Source organism: Pseudomonas sp. FW300-N2F2, assembly GCF_017351655.1.
Taxonomy (GTDB): Bacteria; Pseudomonadota; Gammaproteobacteria; order Pseudomonadales; family Pseudomonadaceae; genus Aquipseudomonas; species Aquipseudomonas fluorescens_AA.
Genome location: NZ_JACNDQ010000001.1, coordinates 1,621,502 through 1,641,789 on the forward strand (window position 1 = coordinate 1,621,502; position 20,288 = coordinate 1,641,789).

Consider the following 20,288-nt stretch of genomic DNA (forward strand, 5'->3'; position numbering starts at 1 on the left):
CTGCGCTGGCAAGGCGCGCTAGTGACTTTTGGCCTTTCTGATCCGGATCAGAATCAGCAGCATGATCAACAGCACCGGTGGCGTCATGCCTAGCAGGGCTTCACGGGCCGAGAGGTTTGCGCCCAAGGTATGCAACCCGCTGTAGACCAACTTGAACAGGTTGATCAGGTAGTAGGTGATGGCAATGATCGACAGGCCTTCCACCGCGCGCTGGATCTTGATCTGTGCATCGGCACGGGCATTGAGGCTGCGCAGGATCTCGGCGTTCTGGTCTTCCATCTCCACTTGCACGCGGGCTTGCAGCAGATCACCCAGGTTGGCGACGCTCATCGCCAGTTGTTCGAGGCGCTGTTCGGTGGCTGCGCAATAACGCACCGTGGGTTTGAAACGTCGTTCGATGAACACGCCCAGTCGCTGGCAATCTCCCAGGTGACTTTCACGCAACTCCCCCAAGCGTTCGAACACCAATTGTGCGTAGGCGCGGGTCGCGCTGAAACGGTGGCGATTCCTGACCGTGCTGCTGACCACCTGGCGAGACAGCAGGGCGATGTCCTCCAGCAGGGCCTTGGCATGCACGCCGCTGGCATTGGCATTGCGTTCGGACAGGCTCACCAGGGTGCGATCGAATTCGTTCAGTTGTGGGTCCAGGGCCTTGGCGATATTGAGCGACAAGGACGCCATCATGCGATAGGTCTCGATTTCCAGCAGGCGCCGGATCATGCGCCCCTGGCGATAAGCGTTGAGCCGTCGGTTGATGAACAGCAGGCGATTGGTGCCGTCCTCGGTCAGGCGAAAATCGCTCCAGACCACGGCATCGCCACCGCCCACGCATGAACCGCAAGGGTCCTTGAAACCGTAGCTGGGCAGGTCGAGACCGGCTTCTGCGCGCACCACCACCTGAACGGCATTGATGAGGTGCTGGGCGTGACCTTCGATCCCCCGGGCAAGGCTTTCGGGCAGCATCGTCCAGTGCAACTCATTGCTGCTGGCCGGCACGACCAGGGTCAGGGTGAAGAACTCGGCGTGGCGCTCCCACTTCAGCGGATGTCCTTCCAGGCGGGTGATGCCTTGTGCGGCCTGCGCGGTGACGGTATCGGGGCACAGTCGCTCGAGCAGCGCGTCGCACTGGGCGTTGTCGCCCAGAAACGCCAGATGGAAGACGTGGGCCGGTTCGTCGAAGTACAGCGACGGGCGGGCGTGCAACTCGTTGTGCAGCATTTTTCGTTGGGGATGCATGCAAGGGCGACCGTGTTATTGGGGTTATTTTAGGGTTGAGCACTTGGGCCAGCGTTGATAGGACAGGTGCATTCCGCCGAGAGTCACGCACAGCTGATCGGTGTGCTGCACATTTGGATCATTAACTTGTCAGTTACGGTCATTGAGCACCCGCATCCGGGCTCTTACGCTGTGGGCCATGACAGACGCACGCCGCAGAGCTGCGCTTTTTTCCGTGATCGCCCGTTGTGGAGTTACCGATGACCGCCTCCCATTACCCGCATCTGCTGGCCCCGCTGGACCTGGGTTTCACCACGTTGCGCAACCGTACCCTGATGGGCTCGATGCACACCGGCCTGGAAGAGAAACCCGGTGGCTTCGAACGCATGGCGGCGTATTTTGCCGAGCGCGCCCGGGGCGGCGTGGGCCTGATGGTCACCGGTGGGATCGGGCCGAACGACGAGGGCGGGGTCTACTCCGGCGCGGCCAAGCTGACCACGGAAGAAGAGGCGCTCAAGCACCGGATCGTGACCCGGGCCGTGCACGAGGCCGGTGGCAAGATCTGCATGCAGATTCTTCACGCCGGGCGCTATGCCTACAGCCCCAAGCAAGTGGCACCGAGCGCGATCCAGGCGCCGATCAACCCGTTCAAGCCCAAGGAATTGGACGAGGAGGGAATCGAGAAGCAGATCAGCGATTTCGTCACCTGTTCGGTCCTGGCCCAGAAGGCCGAATACGACGGCGTGGAGATCATGGGTTCTGAAGGTTATTTCATTAACCAGTTCCTGGCGGCCCACACCAACCACCGCACCGACCGTTGGGGCGGCAGCTATGAAAACCGCATGCGCCTGCCGGTGGAAATCGTCCGCCGGGTGCGCGAAGCGGTAGGCCCGAATTTCATCATTATCTTTCGCCTGTCGATGCTCGATCTGGTGGAAGGCGGCAGCACCTGGGACGAAATCGTCCAGTTGGCCAAGGCCATCGAGCAGGCCGGCGCGACGATCATCAACACCGGTATCGGTTGGCACGAAGCACGAATTCCCACCATCGCCACCAAGGTTCCGCGGGCGGCGTTCAGCAAAGTCACGGCCAAGCTGCGCGGTTCGGTGAGCATCCCGCTGATCACCACCAACCGCATCAACACCCCGGAAGTGGCCGAGCAGATCCTGGCCGAAGGCGATGCCGACATGGTCTCCATGGCGCGGCCGTTCCTGGCCGATCCAGAGTTCGTCAACAAGGCCGCTGCCGGCCGCAGCGATGAAATCAACACCTGCATCGGCTGCAACCAGGCGTGCCTGGATCACACCTTTGGCGGCAAGCTCACCAGTTGCCTGGTCAACCCACGGGCCTGCCATGAAACCGAGCTGAACTACCTGCCGGTGACCCAGGTGAAGAAAATCGCCGTGGTCGGTGCCGGCCCGGCCGGGTTGTCCGCGGCCACGGTGGCGGCCGAACGTGGGCACCAGGTGACGCTGTTCGATTCGGCCAGTGAAATCGGTGGGCAGTTCAACATTGCCAAGCGCGTGCCGGGCAAGGAAGAGTTCTTCGAAACCCTGCGCTACTTCAAGCGCAAATTGCAGACCAGCCATGTCGAGCTGTGCCTCGACACCCGGGTGGATGTGGCGCAATTGGTGGCGGGCGGTTACGACGAGATCATCCTCGCCACCGGCATCGCCCCACGCGTGCCGGCGATTCCCGGGGTGGAGCATGCCAAGGTCTTGAGCTACCTGGACGTGATCCTCGAGCGCAAGCCGGTGGGCCGCAGCGTCGCGGTGATCGGTGCCGGCGGTATTGGCTTCGACGTGTCGGAGTTCCTGGTTCACCATGGCGTCGCCACCAGCCAGGACCGCGAGGCGTTCTGGAAGGAGTGGGGCATCGACACCCACCTCGAGGCCCGTGGCGGCGTGGCCGGGATCAAGGCTGAACCCCATGCACCGGCGCGCCAGGTGTTCCTGCTGCAACGCAAGACCTCGAAGGTCGGTGACGGCCTGGGCAAGACCACCGGCTGGATTCATCGCACGGGCCTGAAGAACAAGCAGGTGCAGATGCTCAACAGCGTCGAATACCTGAAGATCGACGATGACGGGCTGCACATTCGCATCGGCGAAACCGGCGAGCCGCAAGTGCTGGCGGTGGATAACATCGTGATCTGCGCCGGCCAGGATCCGCTGCGTGAGCTGCAGGAAGGCCTGGAAGCGGCGGGGCAGACCGTTCACCTCATTGGCGGTGCCGACGTGGCGGCGGAACTGGATGCCAAGCGGGCGATCAACCAGGGTTCGCGGTTGGCGGCGCAGTTGTAAGGCTCAACCCCAGGAAAACCCTTATGGGAGCGAGCTTGCTCGCGATTGCGGTGAGTCAGTTGCATGATGTTGGCTGATTCGCCGCTATCGCGAGCAAGCTCGCTCCCACAGTGGGGAGGGGTGAACCTGAAGTCACCCACCACCAAGCTGTTAAGATACCGGCCTGTTTCCGCCCGGCCTGCCGCCATGCTGCTTCCCGCCCTCGACTGGCATCCCCAACCCCGACTCGAACCCCTTCACCTGGACTGGCTCGCCCGTGCCGGTGTCGAAGTGGCGGTGTTGCGCCTGGACCGGATCGATCCGCTGATCAGCGGCAACAAGTGGTTCAAGCTGGTCCATCATCTGCGTGCCGCCCATGAGGCCGGTGCCGAAGGGATCATGAGCCTGGGCGGTGCCTATTCCAACCATTTGCATGCGCTGGCGGCGGCGGGCAAGCGCTTCGGCTTTCCCACGGCGGGGCTGTTGCGCGGTCATCCCCAGGACACGCCGACGGTGCGCGACCTGAAAGCGTTTGGCATGGACCTGCACTGGTTGGGTTATGGCGGATACCGAGAGCGGCACGCAGCGGATTTCTGGGGACCGTGGCAGCTCCGCTATCCACATTTGCATCCGGTGCCCGAGGGCGGTTCGGGATTGCCTGGGGCGCAAGGTTGCATGACGTGGGTGGCCAGTGTCCGTGAACAATTGGCGGCGCTGGGATGGGCGGATTACCACGGCTGGTGGTTGGCCTGCGGCACTGGAACGTCGCTGGCCGGACTGGTGCTGGCCGAAGCGGGCGCGCGCCCGGTCTACGGCGTGCTGGCCGTGCCGCCGGACCATGGCGTGGCCCGGCAGGTCGAGCGCATCGTGGGGGAAGCAGGACTTTCCAGCCCGCGTCATGAGTTGTTCGACGGCAGTCGTGGCGGTTTCGCCCGGGTCGATGCCGAGCTCACGGCCTTCATCGAAACCACGACGGCCATCGAACTGGAGCCGTTGTACACCGGCAAGGCCTTGATGGTGCTCAAGGCGCGGGTCGAGGCGGGGGACTTTGCCCCCGATACGCGCCTGGTCTTTGTCCACACCGGCGGTTTACAAGGCCGCCGAGGGTTCGATTGACGGGCGATCAGCCGCGTTTGGGCATCATCCGCAGCAGCGTGTTGTCCCGTACCACATAGTGGTGATACAGCCCCGCCAAGGCATGCAGGCCAATCAACCAATAGCCGATGGTGCCGCCCAGCACGTGCCAGCCTTCCAGTTGCTTGGCGAAATCCTTGTCTTGATCGATGAGCAACGGCAGATCGAAACCGTAGAACATCACCTGGTGCCCTTCGGCGCTGGTGATCAGCCAGCCCAGCAGCGGCATGGCGATCATGAACAGGTACAGCGCCCAGTGCATCAGGCGGGCGAGGACGGTTTGCCAGGCAGGCGATGCCGGGAAAATCGCCGGTGCCTTGCCCATGCTGCGGGCGAACAGGCGCAGCCAGACCAGCACGAACACCGTCAGGCCGAGCATGAAATGCGCTTCCTTGATCAATGTCCGGCCGCCGCTGCCCTTGGGAAAAATTCCTCGCAGCTCAATGCAGGCATAAACCACGGCCAGCAGGACCAGCATCAGCCAATGCAAGGTTACCGTGACGGTACTGTAGCGGCTTTCCGAGTTTTTCCAGGGCATTGCGGGTATCTCCAACAATCAGGGTAGAGCGCCGTCTAGCGCGGCGTGTCTTTACTGTAAGCCCGTTTCGCTGGGTTTGCATGAGCCAGATCAGGTTTGCCGGCAAGAAGCCAAAAGGCAGGATCAGGGTGTGAAGTCTGGCGGGTTCAGCAGCCAGTCCAACAGCAGCCCGGCCTCGTGATTGCCACGGGACGGTTTCGGTGGGGCGGCGGCGTGTCCTGCGCCGGTATCGACAGCCCCTGGGCACAGCACCGGTCGGTCGGGGTCGCCATCGAGAAAGCTCACCAGCACTTCGCTGCCGGCCATCAGGGGAGGGCTGTCGCCCAGCGTCAGTCGCGACACGGGCAGCGTGATGCCTTCCTGGTCCGGCGCCCAGAGGCTGACACTCACGTGGCCGCGCTCATCGAACGGGGCCGACTGGCTGGTGCGGCCGAGTACATGGGCCAGGTGATACCCGGGAATGCACGGTTTGGGGTGCTTGAGGGCCGGCCTGAACACGGTGGACCAGGGAATGGCGGTGAAGCGGTTGCGGTAGTCACGGGCCGACGGTGTGGTGGGCAGGTCCGGTTCAAGGATCGAAAACTGCCGCCCGCGATGCTGGACCTCGGTGATCAGCCATTGATCGTTGAAGGTGGAAACCGGGTGTTCGCAGATCTGCACGATGTCGCCGCTGTGCAGGGCCGGTTGATCACTGTGGCCATGGATTTCCCGTTGCCGACAGCGCAACCGTTCCAGATGGCGGCGTCCGGCCTGGTAACGGTGAGTCAAGGCCGGGTCGCGGTGCATGGCCTCATGGTCGATCTGCTCGAGGGGGTGATTCGCCGCCTGGGCCTCGGTTTCGGTCACCGCCCGGTCACGGAACCCGACAGGCACGCCAGGCACCATCGCGTGGTGGCGCAAGTACAAGCGCTTGATGGCCGGTATCGAGTTGTCGTTCGGGCGCAGGGGCAGCTCGACGGGGCGCGCGGGGAAACTCTTCGGGTCTTCGGCAAACACCAGGACGTGGCCCTGGGGAGTGTGTTCGAAGTGGTAATGAATGCCTTCTTCCTCACACAGCCGTTGCAGGAGGGCCAGGTCGCTTTCGTCGTACTGGATGCAGAATGGGCGACACGGATACTGCCCATGGGGCAGCTCGAAACGGTAACTGTCGGCGGGCAGAGCGTTGTCTTGCAGCAGGCGTTGCAGCAGTTGCACCACGCTGAGCCGATGGAAAACCCGGCGCCGCGGGCCTTGTTCCAATCGCAGCAGGTAGGGCACCAACGTCAAGCGGTAGCCGATGCGCCGCGGTGCCGAGGCACTCAGGCTGACGCTGTGGACAATCCCATGGATGCCCGACTCGCCGTCCAGGCGCAGGAACGCCGGATGCCCCAACAGCAGGTCGGGGTTTATCGGTGGGGCCAGGCCGATCAGTTCGAGGTCAAAGCGGTACGGCTGGTTAAGGGCTTCGCGGCCATTGAAGCGCAAGACTTGCAACTGCAAGTCGTTTTGCGTGAGCGTCAGGCTGAAGGGACTTTCCGTGTCGTTGCGCATCGCGCCTCCTACTGGCAGGGACAGAGGCCCAGAGGGTACGAAACCACGGGGGGAAACGGTGCTTGCGAGCCGCTATTTCAGAAAAGCCCTACAACACACTGTGAAAATGTCGATCCGGCACGGTGAATTTTTTGGTCGATCAGCCGGTTTAGGCCGTATAAACTTGCGCCACAGCGCCGGCCGGCAGATGTCTCGGCGCGTCAGACAAGAGAGTGAGTAATGGGCGCACAGTGGAAGGTTAAACACAAAGAAGCGGCTGCCAACGCCAAGGGCAAGATCTTCGGCAAACTGGTGAAGGAAATCACCATTGCCGCGCGCAACGGTGCCGATACTGCGACCAACGCGCACTTGCGTCTGGTGGTCGAGCAGGCGAAGAAGGCCTCGATGCCCCGCGAGACCCTGGAACGTGCGATCAAGAAAGGTTCTGGCCAGCTCGGTGAAACCGTGCAATACCACCGCGTCACCTACGAAGGGTTCGCGCCGCACCAGGTGCCGCTGATCGTTGAATGCGTGACCGATAACATCAACCGTACCGTCGCTGAAATTCGCGTCGCGTTCCGCAAGGGCCAACTGGGCGCCTCGGGTTCGGTGGCGTGGGACTTCAACCACGTCGGCATGATCGAAGCCGCGCCGGACAGCCCTGACGCCGATCCGGAAATGGCCGCCATCGAGGCCGGTGCCCAGGATTTCGAGCCGGGCGAAGACGGCGCGACGTTGTTTCTCACCGATCCCGTCGACCTCGATGCCGTGCAGAAGGCGTTGCCGGAGCAGGGCTTCACCGTGTTGTCGGCCAAGCTGGGCTACCAGCCGAAGAACCCGGTCAGCGGCTTGACCGACGAGCAGATGGCTGAAGTCGAAGCCTTCCTCGAAGGCCTCGACAACCATGATGACGTGCAGGACATGTTTGTCGGGTTGGCGGGTTAAGTACTACCCGCAATGCCCTGTGGTGAGGGAGTTTGCTCCCTCGCCACGGTCGCGCAGTAAGCCTTCAATCTCATCGAACCCTGGCCGTGCCAGCACCTCCGGCTGACAGCAGCGCGCCTCCAGATCCAGCAGCCATGCAAGATCCTGCGCACTGGACGCCGGTTCGATCCGCGCCAGCAATTCCCCCAGCAAGATCCCGAAGGCCCGCACCTCGATGCGTTGCAGTGCTCGGGTTTGCACGGTGTCGACCGTGGCGTGGAACGACGCCGCGCCAAAGTCCCCCAGCAGGCAATCGCCCTGGTCATTGCAGAGGATATTGTGCCCGTATAGATCCCCATGGGTGATGCCCTGATGGTGCAGGTGCGCCGCCACCGAGGCGATGCCGTGGGCGATGCGCAAGGCTGCCGGGGCGCTCAGGCGCAGTTGATCGGCATATACGTCGCGGGTGCATGACGCCAGGCTCGGCAGCCCGGCGAGGTTGCGATAGCTGGGTTCGATCAGTGCCATGATCAGCCCGGCCTGTTGCTCGGGGTGCCCGGCGACCTGACCCAACACGTCAATCAGGTTCGGGTGTCGACCGGCCGTGATGCAGGCATGCATTTCATGCAGGGGTGAGCCGTCGCTGGTCATCTGGCCTTTGTACAGCTTCACCGCGACGTTTCGCGCCACCTGGCCGGGCGTCTGCCAGAGCGCTTGATGAATCACTCCGGAGGCGCCTTCGCCCAATTGTCGTTGCAGCGTCAGTTGCGACCAGTCGATGGGCGTCGTGGTGTTCAAGGCTGCGGCATCGGCCTGGGTTTCCAGTGGGTTGCCGGCGTAGGCCAGCCAACTGAGGCTCGGCAGCTCCAGCAACCATTGCGGCAGTTCGGTCAGTTGGTTGGCGGCGATGCGCAGCAGTTCCAGGCGATGACACTGGCCCAGGCTCGCCGGCAACTGCTGCAAACAGTTGCCGGCCAACATCAGTTTTTGCAGGTGCGGGCGTTGGCCCAGCTCGTCCGGCAAGTGGCTGACGTCGTTGTCGGTCAGGATCAGCCAGCGCAGCTGTGGTGGCAGCGCGGCGCCCGTGACGCGGGTGATGCGGTTGGCCTTGAAACCGACCATGGTTAACGCGTTGCAACGGCCCAGGCATTCGGGCAGTTCAGTGAAGCGGTTGTCGGAACAGAACAGCACGCGCAGGCGAGTCAGCCGATGCAGGTCGTCGGGCAGCGTGTCCAACTGATTGCCGCTGAGGTTGAGGATCTCGAGGGAGTCGGCCAGCTCGAAGATTTCCCGGGGAAACTCCGTCAAGCCGCAGGCCAGGTCCAGCCGGGTAGTGCCCGAGAGCTGGCCGGCGCGTAGTTGGGCGAGGGTGTGCATGGCTGGGGTCGCTGTTGATCAAGGGGTGGGCACAAGAACCTGTGGCGAGGGAGCTTGCTCCCGCTGGCTGCATGGCAGCCCCAAAAGCGGCTATGCAATCAGTCTGACACACCTTGGTGTCAGGTTTGAGGGCTGCTTCGCAGCCCAGCGGGAGCAAGCTCCCTCGCCACAGGTTATCTTCAGGCACTAAGCCCGAGATGGCCGCATGATAACTGCAAAATTCGCGCTAGCGCTCGATGCTGCGGTTCCAGCGGGCGTTCCAGGCCGGGCGTTGTTCGTTGACCTGGTCCCAATCCACGGCAATCGCTGTTTCCAGGTATTGCTTCATCGCCTCCACCTGGCCACGGGTCTTGTCGGTGGTCGGGGTGTTGGGGTTGGAAGGAATCTGGTCGCCTTCTTCCAGGGCAATGGCCTGGGCTTGTGGGGTCAGCAGGAAAGCGGCGAGCTTTTGCGCCAGTTCCGGCTGGGTGTTTTGCGCAATGGTGCATTCGGCGACGTTGAGGACCACGGCGCCTTCCTTCGGCTGGGCATACTCGACGGGCATGCCCTTGAGTTTCAGCGCGGTCACCTGGGTCGGTGTCAGCGGGAACAGCGCGGCTTCGTCGGTCTGTAGCATTTCGGATATCTTCGCCGAGCTCGGGATGTACTCCAGCACGTTGCGCCCCACTGTGTTCGGCCACGCCTTGAAACCTGGCTCGACGTCGGTTTCGCTGCCGCCCTGGATCCGGTTGAACATCAAAAAGCCGTGCAGGCCGAAGGTGGACGAGGCCATCGACTGGAACACCACTTTGTCCTTGAAGCGCGGATCGGCCAGGTCCAGCCATGAAGTGGGCGTATTCCAGCCTTTTTCCTTGAACAGCCGCGTGTTGTAGGCCAGCCCCGTCACCCCGAGGCTGACGGCCACGGCCTGATCCTTGATACGCCCCTTGGCCGGGATCTGCGCCAGGGTCGGGCTGTCCTCGAGCTTGTCGCACAGCCCCATGGCGATGGCGCGGTACATGATGCCGTCATCGAGAAACATCACGTGCATCTGCGGGTTGCCTTTACTGGCCTGGACTTTCGCCAGGATGTCGGCGGAGGTGCCGGGCACGATGACCACTTTGACGTTGTTGGCTTTCTCGAACGCCGGCAGGACCTTGTCGGCGTAGAGCCGCTCCATGGTGCCGCCGTTCATGCCCAGGTAAAGCGTCGGCTCGGCCAACGCCTGGGTGACCGGGAGCAGGGCGCCCAGGCAAGCGGAACCCAGCGAGCAGAAGCCGAACAGTGCACTGCGTTTGACGTTATTCATTGGCGCGACCTTCCTCTATCAAGCAACGGAGATGGAGTGAAACCGGGTGATGGAAAACGCATCCAGCGGCGTGGTCGAAGCCCCGCTGCAGATGATCTCGGTGAGTGCCTGGCCCACCGCCGGGCCGATCTGGAAGCCCGCGCCGGCAAAGCCAAACGCGTGCAATAGACCGGGCTGGGTGCTGCTGTGGCCGATCACCGGCTGGCGATCAGGCAGGTAACCTTCGGTGCCGCTCCAGGTACGAATCGCCTGGGCGCCCTCCAAAAACGGGTAGAGCTCGACGGCCTGGCGCAGGATTTCCAGCACGGCGTTCTGGCCGGGCCGGGCGCGAGCGGCATCCAGGGCAAAACCCTGGCCGCCTCCCAGCACGCAATTGCCGCGCGAGACCTGGCGGGCGTAGATACCGCCCCCCTCGACACCGGTGCTGGCGTCCATGACCAGGGGCAAGGGTTCGGTGACCAGCATCGCCGGGTGCCCGGCGTGCATCGGCACCGCTTCACCGAATTGCGCGGCGAACTGGCTGGCCCAGGCTCCGGCGCAGTTCAGCAGCCAGGGCGCGTGGAACGTCAGGCCCGGTGCGGTGTGTACGACAAAGCGTTGGCCGTCGTGCACCACGGCGCTGACGGTGCATTGTTCATGGACTTGCGCACCCTGTCGGCGAGCGGCCTGGGCAAAGGCTGGGGATACCAGGCGTGGATTGGCATGGCCGTCATCCGGGCACAGCGACGCCCCGACCGCGACGGCGCCGACCCACGGAAAACGCCGGCGCAGGGCGGTGCGATCGAGCAGTTGCAACTCCAGGCCGAAGCCTTGGCTGGCGACGGCGTAGTCGTGCAGCGCTTGCAGGTCTTCAGCACTGCGGGCCAGCTTCAGATGACCGCTGCGCTGGTACTCGCCGTCGATGCCGATCAACTGGGGCAACTGGCGCCAGATTTCATGGGCCCGTTGCGACAGGGGCAGTTGCGACAGGGGGCGGCCCTGGCGGCGCACACCGCCGTAGTTCACGCCGCTGGAGTGCGAGCCGCAGAAGTCGCGCTCCAGCAACGCCACCCGGCGTCCGGACTGGCTCAGGAACAACGCGGCCGAGGCGCCGACGATACCGCCACCAATGATCACTGCATCCACTTCGATCATGGCTCGACCTCCAGGCCGAACGGCACGGGCTTGATCGGCGCCTGGGCCCGCAAGCGGCCGATGCTGGCGACGGCGCGGCCACTTTCGCAGGCAATGATTTCCGCGGCAGCGGCGCCGCACATCCGCCCCTGGCAGCGACCCATGCCGACCCGGCAATGGGCCTTGACCCGGTTGATCTCCCAATGGCCTTCGCCCACCACCCGGCGGATATCGCCAGCGCTGACTTCTTCGCAGCGGCAGATCATCAGGTGATCGGCAGCGTCGGCGGCCCAGCGTTCAGGAAAGGCAAAGGCGCGCTCCAGGCCTTCCCGGAATCGGCCGATGCGTTCAAGGGTTTCTTCCAGTTGCGTGCAACGCTGCGGGTCGGTCGAGTAGCCGAGGTCTTCGAGCAAGGCCAGGGCCGCCCGTTCACCGGCCAATTGCGCTGCGTCGGCGCCCATGATCCCGGCGCCGTCACCGGCCAGGTAAATCCCCGGGACGCTGCTGCGCCCGGCGTGGTCTCGTTGGGGCAGCCAGGCGCGGTTGAGGGCGTTCCAGGTAAACGCACATCCCAGCAGGTCGGCCAGTTGGGTTTCGCTGCGCAAGCCGTGGGCGAAGGCCACCGCGTCACAGTCGAGGGTGTGTTTACCGCTGGTGTTGCGCCATTGCAGCGACTGCACCCGACGTTCTCCATCCAGATGTGTCAGGCTCGCGCCTTGATGCACGGCGATGCCGCGGGCGGCCAGCCAGGCGCGGTAGTAGAGGCCCTTGGCGAGGGTGGCCGGTTGGGCCAGCAGGCCGGGCAGGGCGCGGACTTGGGCGCCAAAGGGCGAGCTGTCGAGGACGGCGACCACATTGGCGCCGGCCCGGGCGTATTGATAGGCCACCAGATACAACAAGGGACCGCTGCCAGCGAACACTACCCGTTCGCCGATGGCGCAGCCCTGGAACTTCAGGGCAATCTGCGCCGCGCCCAGGCTGTATACCCCGGGCAGGGTCCATCCCGGCACGGGCAGGACCCGGTCGGTGGCGCCGGTTGCGACGATCACGCTGGCGTACTCGAGGCGGTCGGCGCGGCCTTCATGCAGGGTATCGAGCAGGCCGGCCTCGGCGTTCCACACCAGGGTGTCGGGACGGTAATCGAGCTGTTCGCGCAACGCGTCAAGCGTCTGGTGGACGGCGTTGGCCTTGTGCGCTTCGAAGCCATAGAGCTCGCTAGGCGAACGCTTGAAATTGGCCGGTTGGCGCCGATAGATCTGCCCGCCACCGCGAGCGGCTTCGTCCAGCAGGACCGGGTACAGGCCGTGGGCGACCAGGGTCTGCGCGGCGCGGATACCGGCCGGGCCGGCGCCGATGATGGCTATCGGTTTCATCGCCACCTCACGGGCAGGGCCGGGGGATTTGTGGGGTTGTCGAAACGGTCATCGCGAGCAAGCTCGCTCCCACATGGGATCGGTTGTGAATGCCGGTTTTGTCCACGCCGCAGTCCCCCTGTGGGAGCGAGCTTGCTCGCGATGAGGCCATGCCTGTCGACAATGTTCATACCTGGCGCCCCGGTTCGCGGCTGATGTGCTGCCCGGCTTCCAGCAGGGTCGAGCAGGCGCGTACGCGGCGGCCGTCGCCCAGGCGCACCCAGCAGTCCTGGCAGGCACCCATCAGGCAGAAGCCAGCCCGGGGCTCGGCGCTGAAGTCACTGCCGCGCAGGTGTTCGCTGCAGGTCAGCACGGCGGTCAGCAGCGTGTCCCCCAGCAGCCCGGTGGCGGGCTGGCCGTCGAGGGTGAAGTCCAGGGCCGGGCGGTCGCCTTCGGCCAGTCGTTTCAGCAGTGCCATGACACCCTCATTGTTTGCCTACCAGGACCCGATCCAGGCCATAGACCCGATCGAGCAGAATCATGGTCAGCGCGGTGAGCCCGATGACCAGCGCCGACACCGCCGCCATCATCGGATCGATGGATTCGGTGGCGTACACGTACATGCGCACCGGCAAGGTTTGCGTGGCCGGCGAGGTGACGAAGATCGACAGCGTGACTTCATCGAAACTGTTGATGAACGCCAGCAGCCAGCCCCCGGCCACCCCCGGCAGGATCATTGGCAAGGTGATTTGCCGGAACAGCGTGAAGCGTCCGGCCCCCAACGATTGCGCGGCCTGTTCGGCACTGCGGTCCAGGCCGATGGCCGAGGCCAGCACCAGGCGCAGCACATACGGCGTGATCACCAGCACATGAGCGAAGATCAACCAGGCGAAGCTGCCGTTCACGCCCATCAGCGCAAACAGGCGCAGCAAGGCGACCCCCAGCACCAGGTGCGGAATGATGATCGGTGACAGGAACAAGCCGTTGAAGAAATCCCGCCCCGGGAACGCGAGCCGGGTAATCGCCAGGGCCGCCGGCACCGCAATCAGCGTCGCCAGGGAGGCCGCGCAGAACGCCAGGACCAAGCTGTTGTAGAACGCGTCGACAAAATCCGCGCGTTCGAACACCGCGCGAAACCAGCGCAGGGAAAACTCGGTGGTCGGCAGGCTCAGGGTGTTTTCCGGGGTGAAGGCGACGAGGCAGACCACCACCAGCGGCGCGAGCATGAAGACCACCACCAAGGCGTGGAACAGCAGCGCGAAAGGACCGTTTCTGGACATGACGAATTATCCCAATGACTTCTTGTAGCGGCCTTCGATCATCCGGTTCCACGACAGCATGATCAGCAGGTTGAGCAGCAGCAGCGCGACGGCGATGGCCGCGCCCATCGGCCAGTTCAGCTCCGACAGGTACTGGTCGTAGATCAACGTGGCGACCATCTTCAAGCGCCGTCCGCCGAGCAGGCCGGGAATCGCGAAGGAGCTGGCGGCGAGGCCGAACACAATGAGGGTGCCGGACAGCACGCCGGGCATGATTTGCGGCAACACTATTTTGCGGATCACCGTGAACTGGCTCGCCCCCAGGGACAGCGCGGCCTGTTCGGCGGCCGGGTCGAGTTTCTGCAACGAGGTCCAGACTGGAATGATCATGAACGGCAACATCACGTGGACCAGGGCGATGACCACGGCGAACGGTGTATAGAGCAGCTTCATTGGCGCACTGCCGAGGGCTTGCAGGGCCTGGTTGATCAGGCCGTCGGCACCGAGCAAGAGGCTCCAGCCGAAGGCCCGCACCACCACCGAAATCAGCAGCGGCGTGAGAATCAGGATCAGGAAAATCGAGCGCCATGGCGCGCCCATGCGGCTGAGGATGTACGCCTCGGGCACGCCGATCAGCACGCACAAAACAGTGGTCAGGGCGCTGATCCAGAATGTGCGCAAAAAGATCTCGTAGAAGTACGGATCACCCAGCAGGCTGGTGTAGTGCTCGAGGGTGTAGGCGTCGCCGTCGATGCCCGAACTGTAGTCGAAGACGTTGAACGACAGGACCAAGGTCAAGCCCAAGGGAATCACCAGCAAGCCCAGGTACAAGGCCAGGGCCGGCGCGGACATCAGGTAGCCTTGCCGACCGCGGCGCATCGCATCGATCAGCTTCATGCCGGTACCTCGTCCACGCTCAGCACCCGCAGCAGTGCCGGATCCCAGTCCAGGCCCACCGCCGTGCCTTCGACCAAGGGCGCCGAGCCGTCGTTGCGGCGCACCACGCAGAGCTCACCCAGGCCGGTGGACACGCCGTACAGCCATTGGCTGCCCAGGAAAAAACGGCTGACGAGGGTGCCTTGCAGTCGCCCCGAACCGGCCTCGCACAAGTCGATTTTTTCCGGGCGCAGGCTCAGGGTCAGCTCGCCATCGGCCTGGCTGCAGGCTTGAACGACGCCCGCACTGTCCCGCACGCCGGGCAGCAGGTTGGCTTTGCCGACGAAGCTGGAAATGAACTCGGTGCGCGGGTGCTCGTAAAGGGTGTACGGCGCGTCGATCTGGGTGATGCGCCCGGCCTGCATCACCACGACCCGGTCACTGATCGACAGCGCTTCGGACTGGTCGTGGGTCACCATCAGTGTGGTGATTCCGACTTCGCGCTGGATGCGGCGAATTTCGTATTGCATCTCTTCGCGCAAGTTGGCGTCGAGGTTGGACAGCGGTTCGTCGAGCAACAGCACCGGCGGTTCGATCACCAAAGCCCGGGCCAGTGCCACGCGTTGGCGCTGACCGCCCGAGAGTTCTCGTGGGTAGCGGTCGGCGTGGCGGTCCAGGCGGACCAGTTTCAACACCCGGTCCACCCGTTGTTGCAGTTCGGCGGTGGCCACTTTGCGCATGCGCAGGCCGAAGGCGACGTTGTCCCTGACGGTCATGTGGGGGAACAGCGCGTAGCTCTGGAACACTACCCCCAGGCCACGGCTGGCGGGCTTGGCGTGGGTAATGTCGCGCCCGTCCAGCAGGATGCGCCCGCTGCTGACTTCGACGAAGCCGGCAATCATTTGCAGGGTTGTGGTCTTGCCGCAGCCGGAAGGCCCCAGTAGCGAGACAAACTCGCCTTTTTCCACCGACAGGTTGGTGGCGACCACGGCGTCGATGTCGCCGTAGCGTTTGCCAAGTCCTTCAAGTTGCACAAAAGCCATCGCTGCGCTCCACCTGGGATTGTTATGCGTCGCCGCAAGGGCGCGCTTTTTTGTATGGGCAGATACGAAAGGGTGCTGCTGGGGTGCGTTGGCGCTCGACCTCGAGTCGGCTGCCGCTGTTGTTCGAATCGCCCCTGTCTGGACGAAGAGTAGGACGAAGAATAGGATGGGCTCAATGGACTATTTCACTGAGATGAAGACTATTTTCAGTTTCATTCAGTGAGTAAATTTAACAATGAGAAATTGCATGGTTGATTCCACTGATCGGAATAATGACAAGGGCGAAGTCGGTGTCGGAGCGGTCTCCAGGCTGTTTGCCGTGCTGCGCAGCTTGGGTGACACCGTCGAAGGCGGCGAGCGAGTGACGCAATTGGCCCAGCGCATCGGCCTGTCCCAGCCCACCACGCATCGCTTGCTGCGCAGCCTGATGGACGAGGGCATGGTCGAGCAGGATGCCCGCAGCAAACGCTATCGCCTGAGCCTGGAGTTCTTCGCCCTGGCGGCCCGCGCCGGCAATACCGGCAACTTGCGTGATCTGGTGCGCCCGGCCATGCTGCGGTTGTCGGCGTCCTTGGGGGACTCGCTGTTTTTGCTCGCCCGCAGTGGTTTCGATGCCATCTGCCTGGACCGCAGCGAGGGACCGTTTCCGATCCGCACGTTCACCGGTGATATTGGTGGCCGCGTGGCGTTGGGCGTGGGGCAGGGCAGCCTGGCGATCCTGGCGTTCCTGCCGGAAGAGGAGCGCGACACGGTGATTCAATACAACCTGCCACGGCTCAAGGATTTCCATCTGTACGACGAAGTCTTCCTGCGTTCGGAAGTGCAGAACGTGCGCGCGCTGGGCTACGCCGGGCGTAACACCGGCGTATTGCAAGGCATGGCCGGGGTGGCCGTGCCGATCCTGGACCGTGATGGCCGGGCCGTGGCCGCCTTGAGCGTGGCAACCGTGAGCGACCGGTTGGGGCCCGACCGCCTGCCGACGGTGGTGGACATGCTCAAGCGCGAGGCAGCCCTGATCGGGCCGCGGATCAACCCGTTCGACCCGTTGCTGCGCAGGCCTTCGCAGGTGTTTGGGCAGGGGTGAACACTGCCTCAAGACCACCGCGGATCCCCTTGTGGGAGCGAGCTTGCTCGCGATGGCGGCCGTTCAATTAGCAATGATGTTGACTGACACACCGCTATCGCGAGCAAGCTCGCTCCCACAGGGATCTGCGCGGATCAGAAGTCCAATGTCTGCTTGAGTCGCTGCATCGTCGGCGTGTCACTCGGTATGACCACCGCATAGTTGTAGCCCGGCCCGGACCAGTACTCGGCTTGCAACTCGCCATCGCGGCGACTGCCCCGGGGCAGCAGGAAGTTTTTCGGGCCGGGTGGGCGCACGTAGAAGCTGATTTTCTGACCGCTCGGGTCCTGATAGACCACCATCGCCGCCGCGCCTTGCTCGGTGCTGAGCAAACGCCCGCTGACCGGTTTGAAACCGGCGCTGGACAGGTCGGGCAGCCGGTCGGCCTGGGTGAAGTAGCGGTCGAGCCAATCTTGCATGTGCTGCTCGTCGCCGCTCTGGTAATCGGCTGGAAGGATGCCCTGCTGGGCAATCAACCGGTACGCCTGGAGGGCATCGGCCATGGGTGCTGCGGCGCTGAGCAGGGTCATTTGCCGCGCCTGCCAGCCACCGAAGCCACCCACGCTGACGGCCAGCAACAACACCGCGGCGCTGGCCAGGTGGCGATGGGTGCGGTGTTTCAGGCGCTGGCGAATCATGGCCGGGTCGAGGTCCGGGTTGGGCGGTTGTTGCAAGGTTCCGCTCAGGGCCGTGCGCAGGTGCTGCGCGTCCTGTTGCCAGGCCCGGACGCGGGCGGCGACTTCGGGCTGGTTGGCCAGGTAGGTTTCGACCAGGCGCTGGTCGGCCTCGCTCAGTTGGCGATCGACATAGGCGTGCAGGTCGCTGTCGCTGGGGGGCATGCTGATCATTTGAGTATCCGCAGGGTGGGGCGGGTGATTTCGCCGTCGCTGAGTTGGCGCAGCGCCTGGCGGGCGCGGGACAGGCGGGACATCACCGTGCCGGTCGGTACGCCGAGGATGTCGGCGACTTGCTGGTAGCTCAAGCCTTCCACCGACACCCACAACAACAGCGCACGCTGTTCCGTCGTGAGCTGATCGAAGGCCTGCAAAGACGACTGTGCGATCACGCTGCGCTCGGCCGAAGGGTGGGCATCGTCGCGGCCGGTGAAAAACTCCAGCATGCGTGCGTAGCGGCGGGAGCGGCGATGGCCGTCGAGAAACTGCCGATACAGGATCGAAAACAGCCAGGCTCGCAGATCGCCGTCCGGGCGCTTGTCGTTCCATTTGGACAACGCCCGTTCCAGGCACATCTGCACCAAGTCGTCGGCGTTGCTCGGGTTGCGCGTCAGCGACACGGCAAAGCGCCGTAGCCTGGGGATGAGTTCGCGCAACTGTTCGTCGAGTGCATTCATGGAAGGTGGCTTCTGTAGGCAGTCACTGCGCCGGGACTGGAAAGACGATCCGCGAACGAGATTATTCCAGTGCTGGAAAAATAAATACGAGGCGTGGGAATAAACCTGCCAGGCCTTCGTCTGACGGATCCTTTCCAACAAATGGCCTCGCGCCCTGGAGCTTTCTCATGGTTGATCCTTCACCCTCGGCGAGCCGGCCGCCCTTGAGTGCCGCCGCCCTGACACTGCGCCTGAGTGGCATTGCCGTGATTGTCGCCGCGCTGGCCGGGCTGTTTGCCTACGTCAATGGCAGCCTTGACCCACAGCGTCTGACACCGGAAGCGCTGGTCAATGTCTTGGAAAAAAACAACGGCGTTCACCCGGGCTTTCGACGCAACCACTCGAAAGGGGTCTGCGTCGCGGGTTATTTCCAAAGCTCGGGCGAGGCCAGCGCCTATTCCAGCGCCCAGGTGTTCTCGCTGCCGCAAACGCCCGTGGTTGGGCGTTTCGCCTTGCCCAGCGGTAACCCTTATGCACCGGACGGCAGTGTGCCGATTCGCAGCCTGGCGTTGCGTTTTACCCAGGCCAACGGCCAGCAATGGCGCACCGGCATGAACAGCATGCCCGTGTTTCCGGTGGGCACCCCCGAAGCCTTCTACCAACTCCAGCAAGCCCAGTCGCCGGACCCTGCCACAGGGAAACCGAATCCCGCGGCCGTACCGGCGTTCTTTGCCGCCCATCCCGAAGCCGTGCCGTTCCTGCAATGGATCAAGACCGCCAAGCCGTCGGCCAGTTATGCCACCGAAACCTACAACAGCATCAACGCCTTCTATCTGGTCAACCCCGCCGGGCAGCGCCAGGCCGTGCGCTGGGGCGTGGTACCGCTGAGCCAGGACGCTGCCGATGCGACGCCACCCCAGGGCGCCGACTTCCTTGAGCAAGACCTGGCGAAGCGTCTCGCCGCCGGGCCGTTGCGCTGGCAACTGAACATCACCTTGGCCAACCCGGGGGACCCGGTGAACGACGCCAGCAAGGCCTGGCCCGTTGACCGCAAGGTGCTCAACGCCGGCACGCTGGTGCTGGAGCGCACCCAGGCGCAGGACAACGGCGAATGCCGCGACATCAACTATGACCCGCTGATCCTGCCCCAAGGGATCGAAGGGTCTGACGATCCGCTGTTGGTCGCGCGTTCCGCTGCCTATGCCAGTTCCTATCTGCGTCGTACCAGCGAAGTGAGCCAATTGCCCGCCACCCAGGAGTCCCGCCCATGAGCGCCCCTCGTCACTTCGCACCGCTGGCTCGGCTGCTGCACTGGCTGATGGCATTGATGATCATCGCCATGCTGTTTATCGGCGCCGGCATGGTCGCTTCGGTGTCCGCACGCCATGAATGGCTGCTGCAGTTGCACAAACCATTGGGCATCGCGATTTTGCTGTTGGTGATCGTGCGCCTGGTGGTGCGTTTTACTACCCGCCAACCGCCGCTGCCGACCGATCTGCCGGGTTGGCAAGTGCTGGCGGCAAACGTTTCCCATGTGCTGTTGTACGCCTTGATGCTGGTTCTGCCCCTGTTGGGCTGGGGCATGATTTCGGCGGCGGGGGATCCGGTGATGCTCGGTAACTGGTTGCAACTGCCTTCGATCCTGCCCGCCCACGCCCAGACATTCGCACTGCTGCGCAAGGCCCACGGGTACCTGGCTTACTTGTTGTTCCTGACCGTGCTGGTGCATCTGGCGGCGGCGCTGTTTCACGCGTGGGTGCGCCGGGATGAGGTGCTGGACAGTATGTTGCGCGGCAAGGGCTGAAGTGGGTGAACGACTCAAAATACTGCGGGAGCGAGCTTGCTCGCGATGACGGCAGCACAGCCAACATCTCTGCAAGCTGACCCGCCGCTATCGCGAGCGAGCTCGCTCCCACAGGGGTTCAGGG

Annotated in this window: 19 protein-coding genes; 6 read left to right on the forward strand and 13 right to left on the reverse strand. The window is 63.8% G+C overall.

From position 1 onward, the window contains the following. Positions 1–18: 18 nt before the first annotated feature. Positions 19–1,236, reverse strand: a complete 1,218-nt coding sequence (locus J4E63_RS07370; protein ID WP_207281496.1) for a DUF3422 domain-containing protein — start codon at positions 1,234–1,236, stop codon at positions 19–21. A 239-nt stretch (positions 1,237–1,475) separates the two neighbouring features. Between J4E63_RS07370 and J4E63_RS07375 the strand changes: the two genes are divergently transcribed. Together J4E63_RS07375 and J4E63_RS07380 are read left to right on the forward strand one after the other, a co-directional pair. After that, the gene (locus tag J4E63_RS07375; RefSeq protein WP_207281497.1) at positions 1,476–3,515 is read left to right on the forward strand and encodes an FAD-dependent oxidoreductase; all 2,040 of its coding nucleotides are present in this window, start codon (positions 1,476–1,478) and stop codon (positions 3,513–3,515) included. A gap of 186 nt (positions 3,516–3,701) precedes the next feature. Next, positions 3,702–4,610, forward strand: a complete 909-nt coding sequence (locus tag J4E63_RS07380; protein ID WP_207281498.1) for a 1-aminocyclopropane-1-carboxylate deaminase/D-cysteine desulfhydrase — start codon at positions 3,702–3,704, stop codon at positions 4,608–4,610. A 7-nt stretch (positions 4,611–4,617) separates the two neighbouring features. Here the strand turns inward: J4E63_RS07380 and J4E63_RS07385 are convergent, their stop codons facing one another. Next, the gene (locus J4E63_RS07385) at positions 4,618–5,166 is read right to left on the reverse strand and encodes a cytochrome b (protein WP_192259881.1); all 549 of its coding nucleotides are present in this window, start codon (positions 5,164–5,166) and stop codon (positions 4,618–4,620) included. Between the two features lie 123 nt (positions 5,167–5,289). Continuing rightward, positions 5,290–6,696, reverse strand: coding sequence for a type VI secretion system Vgr family protein (locus J4E63_RS07390; protein ID WP_207281499.1), 1,407 nt, complete (start codon positions 6,694–6,696; stop codon positions 5,290–5,292). Positions 6,697–6,915: 219 nt separating this feature from the next. Between J4E63_RS07390 and J4E63_RS07395 the strand changes: the two genes are divergently transcribed. Further along, entirely contained in the window at positions 6,916–7,620 is a 705-nt protein-coding gene (locus J4E63_RS07395) for a YebC/PmpR family DNA-binding transcriptional regulator (RefSeq protein ID WP_207281500.1), read from the forward strand. 3 nt (positions 7,621–7,623) lie between these two features. Here the strand turns inward: J4E63_RS07395 and J4E63_RS07400 are convergent, their stop codons facing one another. From J4E63_RS07400 to J4E63_RS07435, 8 genes are all read right to left on the reverse strand, one after another. Then, the gene (locus J4E63_RS07400; protein WP_207281501.1) at positions 7,624–8,976 is read right to left on the reverse strand and encodes a leucine-rich repeat-containing protein kinase family protein; all 1,353 of its coding nucleotides are present in this window, start codon (positions 8,974–8,976) and stop codon (positions 7,624–7,626) included. Positions 8,977–9,202: 226 nt separating this feature from the next. Next, positions 9,203–10,264 carry an ABC transporter substrate-binding protein gene (locus J4E63_RS07405; RefSeq protein WP_207281502.1) on the reverse strand — a complete coding sequence of 354 codons (1,062 nt, stop codon included), beginning with the start codon at positions 10,262–10,264 and terminating at the stop codon, positions 9,203–9,205. Between the two features lie 18 nt (positions 10,265–10,282). Further along, positions 10,283–11,398 (reverse strand): FAD-binding oxidoreductase, encoded by a 1,116-nt coding sequence (locus J4E63_RS07410; RefSeq protein ID WP_207281503.1) that lies wholly within the window; start codon positions 11,396–11,398, stop codon positions 10,283–10,285. Beyond that, the gene (locus tag J4E63_RS07415; protein WP_207281504.1) at positions 11,395–12,750 is read right to left on the reverse strand and encodes an NAD(P)/FAD-dependent oxidoreductase; all 1,356 of its coding nucleotides are present in this window, start codon (positions 12,748–12,750) and stop codon (positions 11,395–11,397) included. Before J4E63_RS07415 ends, J4E63_RS07410 begins: the two co-directional genes overlap by 4 nt. Positions 12,751–12,916: 166 nt before the next feature. Beyond that, positions 12,917–13,207 carry a (2Fe-2S)-binding protein gene (locus J4E63_RS07420; RefSeq protein ID WP_003199964.1) on the reverse strand — a complete coding sequence of 97 codons (291 nt, stop codon included), beginning with the start codon at positions 13,205–13,207 and terminating at the stop codon, positions 12,917–12,919. Between the two features lie 7 nt (positions 13,208–13,214). Beyond that, the gene (locus J4E63_RS07425; protein WP_060738310.1) at positions 13,215–14,009 is read right to left on the reverse strand and encodes an ABC transporter permease; all 795 of its coding nucleotides are present in this window, start codon (positions 14,007–14,009) and stop codon (positions 13,215–13,217) included. 6 nt (positions 14,010–14,015) lie between these two features. Further along, the gene (locus tag J4E63_RS07430) at positions 14,016–14,885 is read right to left on the reverse strand and encodes an ABC transporter permease (RefSeq protein ID WP_207281505.1); all 870 of its coding nucleotides are present in this window, start codon (positions 14,883–14,885) and stop codon (positions 14,016–14,018) included. Then, a complete protein-coding gene (locus tag J4E63_RS07435) occupies positions 14,882–15,907 on the reverse strand; it encodes an ABC transporter ATP-binding protein (RefSeq protein ID WP_207281506.1) in 1,026 nt (341 codons plus the stop codon). The genes J4E63_RS07430 and J4E63_RS07435 overlap by 4 nt, the downstream gene beginning before the upstream one ends. Positions 15,908–16,154: 247 nt before the next feature. Here J4E63_RS07435 and J4E63_RS07440 point away from each other — a divergent pair, with 247 nt between their 5' ends. Beyond that, complete coding sequence (locus tag J4E63_RS07440) at positions 16,155–16,991, forward strand: IclR family transcriptional regulator (protein WP_207281507.1); 837 nt, start codon at positions 16,155–16,157, stop codon at positions 16,989–16,991. 134 nt (positions 16,992–17,125) lie between these two features. Here J4E63_RS07440 and J4E63_RS07445 read toward each other — a convergent pair whose 3' ends face one another. Next, positions 17,126–17,878: an anti-sigma factor gene (locus J4E63_RS07445; RefSeq protein ID WP_207281508.1), complete on the reverse strand. Its 753-nt coding sequence runs from the start codon at positions 17,876–17,878 to the stop codon at positions 17,126–17,128. Beyond that, complete coding sequence (locus tag J4E63_RS07450; RefSeq protein ID WP_060738305.1) at positions 17,875–18,381, reverse strand: sigma-70 family RNA polymerase sigma factor; 507 nt, start codon at positions 18,379–18,381, stop codon at positions 17,875–17,877. The genes J4E63_RS07445 and J4E63_RS07450 overlap by 4 nt, the downstream gene beginning before the upstream one ends. Before the next feature lie 167 nt (positions 18,382–18,548). On the opposite strand from J4E63_RS07450, the gene J4E63_RS07455 reads away from it, so the two are divergent. Beyond that, positions 18,549–19,631 (forward strand): catalase family peroxidase, encoded by a 1,083-nt coding sequence (locus J4E63_RS07455; protein ID WP_207281509.1) that lies wholly within the window; start codon positions 18,549–18,551, stop codon positions 19,629–19,631. Further along, positions 19,628–20,164 (forward strand): cytochrome b, encoded by a 537-nt coding sequence (locus tag J4E63_RS07460; protein WP_207281510.1) that lies wholly within the window; start codon positions 19,628–19,630, stop codon positions 20,162–20,164. Before J4E63_RS07455 ends, J4E63_RS07460 begins: the two co-directional genes overlap by 4 nt. The last annotated feature ends 124 nt before the right edge of the window (positions 20,165–20,288 follow it).

Bases quoted from the DNA above. Each gene is read 5' to 3' on its own strand.
- J4E63_RS07370 (WP_207281496.1), bottom strand. From the start codon at position 1,236: ATGCATCCCCAACGAAAAATGCTGCACAACGAGTTGCACGCCCGCCCG.
- J4E63_RS07375 (WP_207281497.1), top strand. From the start codon at position 1,476: ATGACCGCCTCCCATTACCCGCATCTGCTGGCCCCGCTGGACCTGGGT.
- J4E63_RS07380 (WP_207281498.1), top strand. From the start codon at position 3,702: ATGCTGCTTCCCGCCCTCGACTGGCATCCCCAACCCCGACTCGAACCC.
- J4E63_RS07385 (WP_192259881.1), bottom strand. From the start codon at position 5,166: ATGCCCTGGAAAAACTCGGAAAGCCGCTACAGTACCGTCACGGTAACC.
- J4E63_RS07390 (WP_207281499.1), bottom strand. From the start codon at position 6,696: ATGCGCAACGACACGGAAAGTCCCTTCAGCCTGACGCTCACGCAAAAC.
- J4E63_RS07395 (WP_207281500.1), top strand. From the start codon at position 6,916: ATGGGCGCACAGTGGAAGGTTAAACACAAAGAAGCGGCTGCCAACGCC.
- J4E63_RS07400 (WP_207281501.1), bottom strand. From the start codon at position 8,976: ATGCACACCCTCGCCCAACTACGCGCCGGCCAGCTCTCGGGCACTACC.
- J4E63_RS07405 (WP_207281502.1), bottom strand. From the start codon at position 10,264: ATGAATAACGTCAAACGCAGTGCACTGTTCGGCTTCTGCTCGCTGGGT.
- J4E63_RS07410 (WP_207281503.1), bottom strand. From the start codon at position 11,398: ATGATCGAAGTGGATGCAGTGATCATTGGTGGCGGTATCGTCGGCGCC.
- J4E63_RS07415 (WP_207281504.1), bottom strand. From the start codon at position 12,750: ATGAAACCGATAGCCATCATCGGCGCCGGCCCGGCCGGTATCCGCGCC.
- J4E63_RS07420 (WP_003199964.1), bottom strand. From the start codon at position 13,207: ATGGCACTGCTGAAACGACTGGCCGAAGGCGACCGCCCGGCCCTGGAC.
- J4E63_RS07425 (WP_060738310.1), bottom strand. From the start codon at position 14,009: ATGTCCAGAAACGGTCCTTTCGCGCTGCTGTTCCACGCCTTGGTGGTG.
- J4E63_RS07430 (WP_207281505.1), bottom strand. From the start codon at position 14,885: ATGAAGCTGATCGATGCGATGCGCCGCGGTCGGCAAGGCTACCTGATG.
- J4E63_RS07435 (WP_207281506.1), bottom strand. From the start codon at position 15,907: ATGGCTTTTGTGCAACTTGAAGGACTTGGCAAACGCTACGGCGACATC.
- J4E63_RS07440 (WP_207281507.1), top strand. From the start codon at position 16,155: ATGGTTGATTCCACTGATCGGAATAATGACAAGGGCGAAGTCGGTGTC.
- J4E63_RS07445 (WP_207281508.1), bottom strand. From the start codon at position 17,878: ATGATCAGCATGCCCCCCAGCGACAGCGACCTGCACGCCTATGTCGAT.
- J4E63_RS07450 (WP_060738305.1), bottom strand. From the start codon at position 18,381: ATGAATGCACTCGACGAACAGTTGCGCGAACTCATCCCCAGGCTACGG.
- J4E63_RS07455 (WP_207281509.1), top strand. From the start codon at position 18,549: ATGGTTGATCCTTCACCCTCGGCGAGCCGGCCGCCCTTGAGTGCCGCC.
- J4E63_RS07460 (WP_207281510.1), top strand. From the start codon at position 19,628: ATGAGCGCCCCTCGTCACTTCGCACCGCTGGCTCGGCTGCTGCACTGG.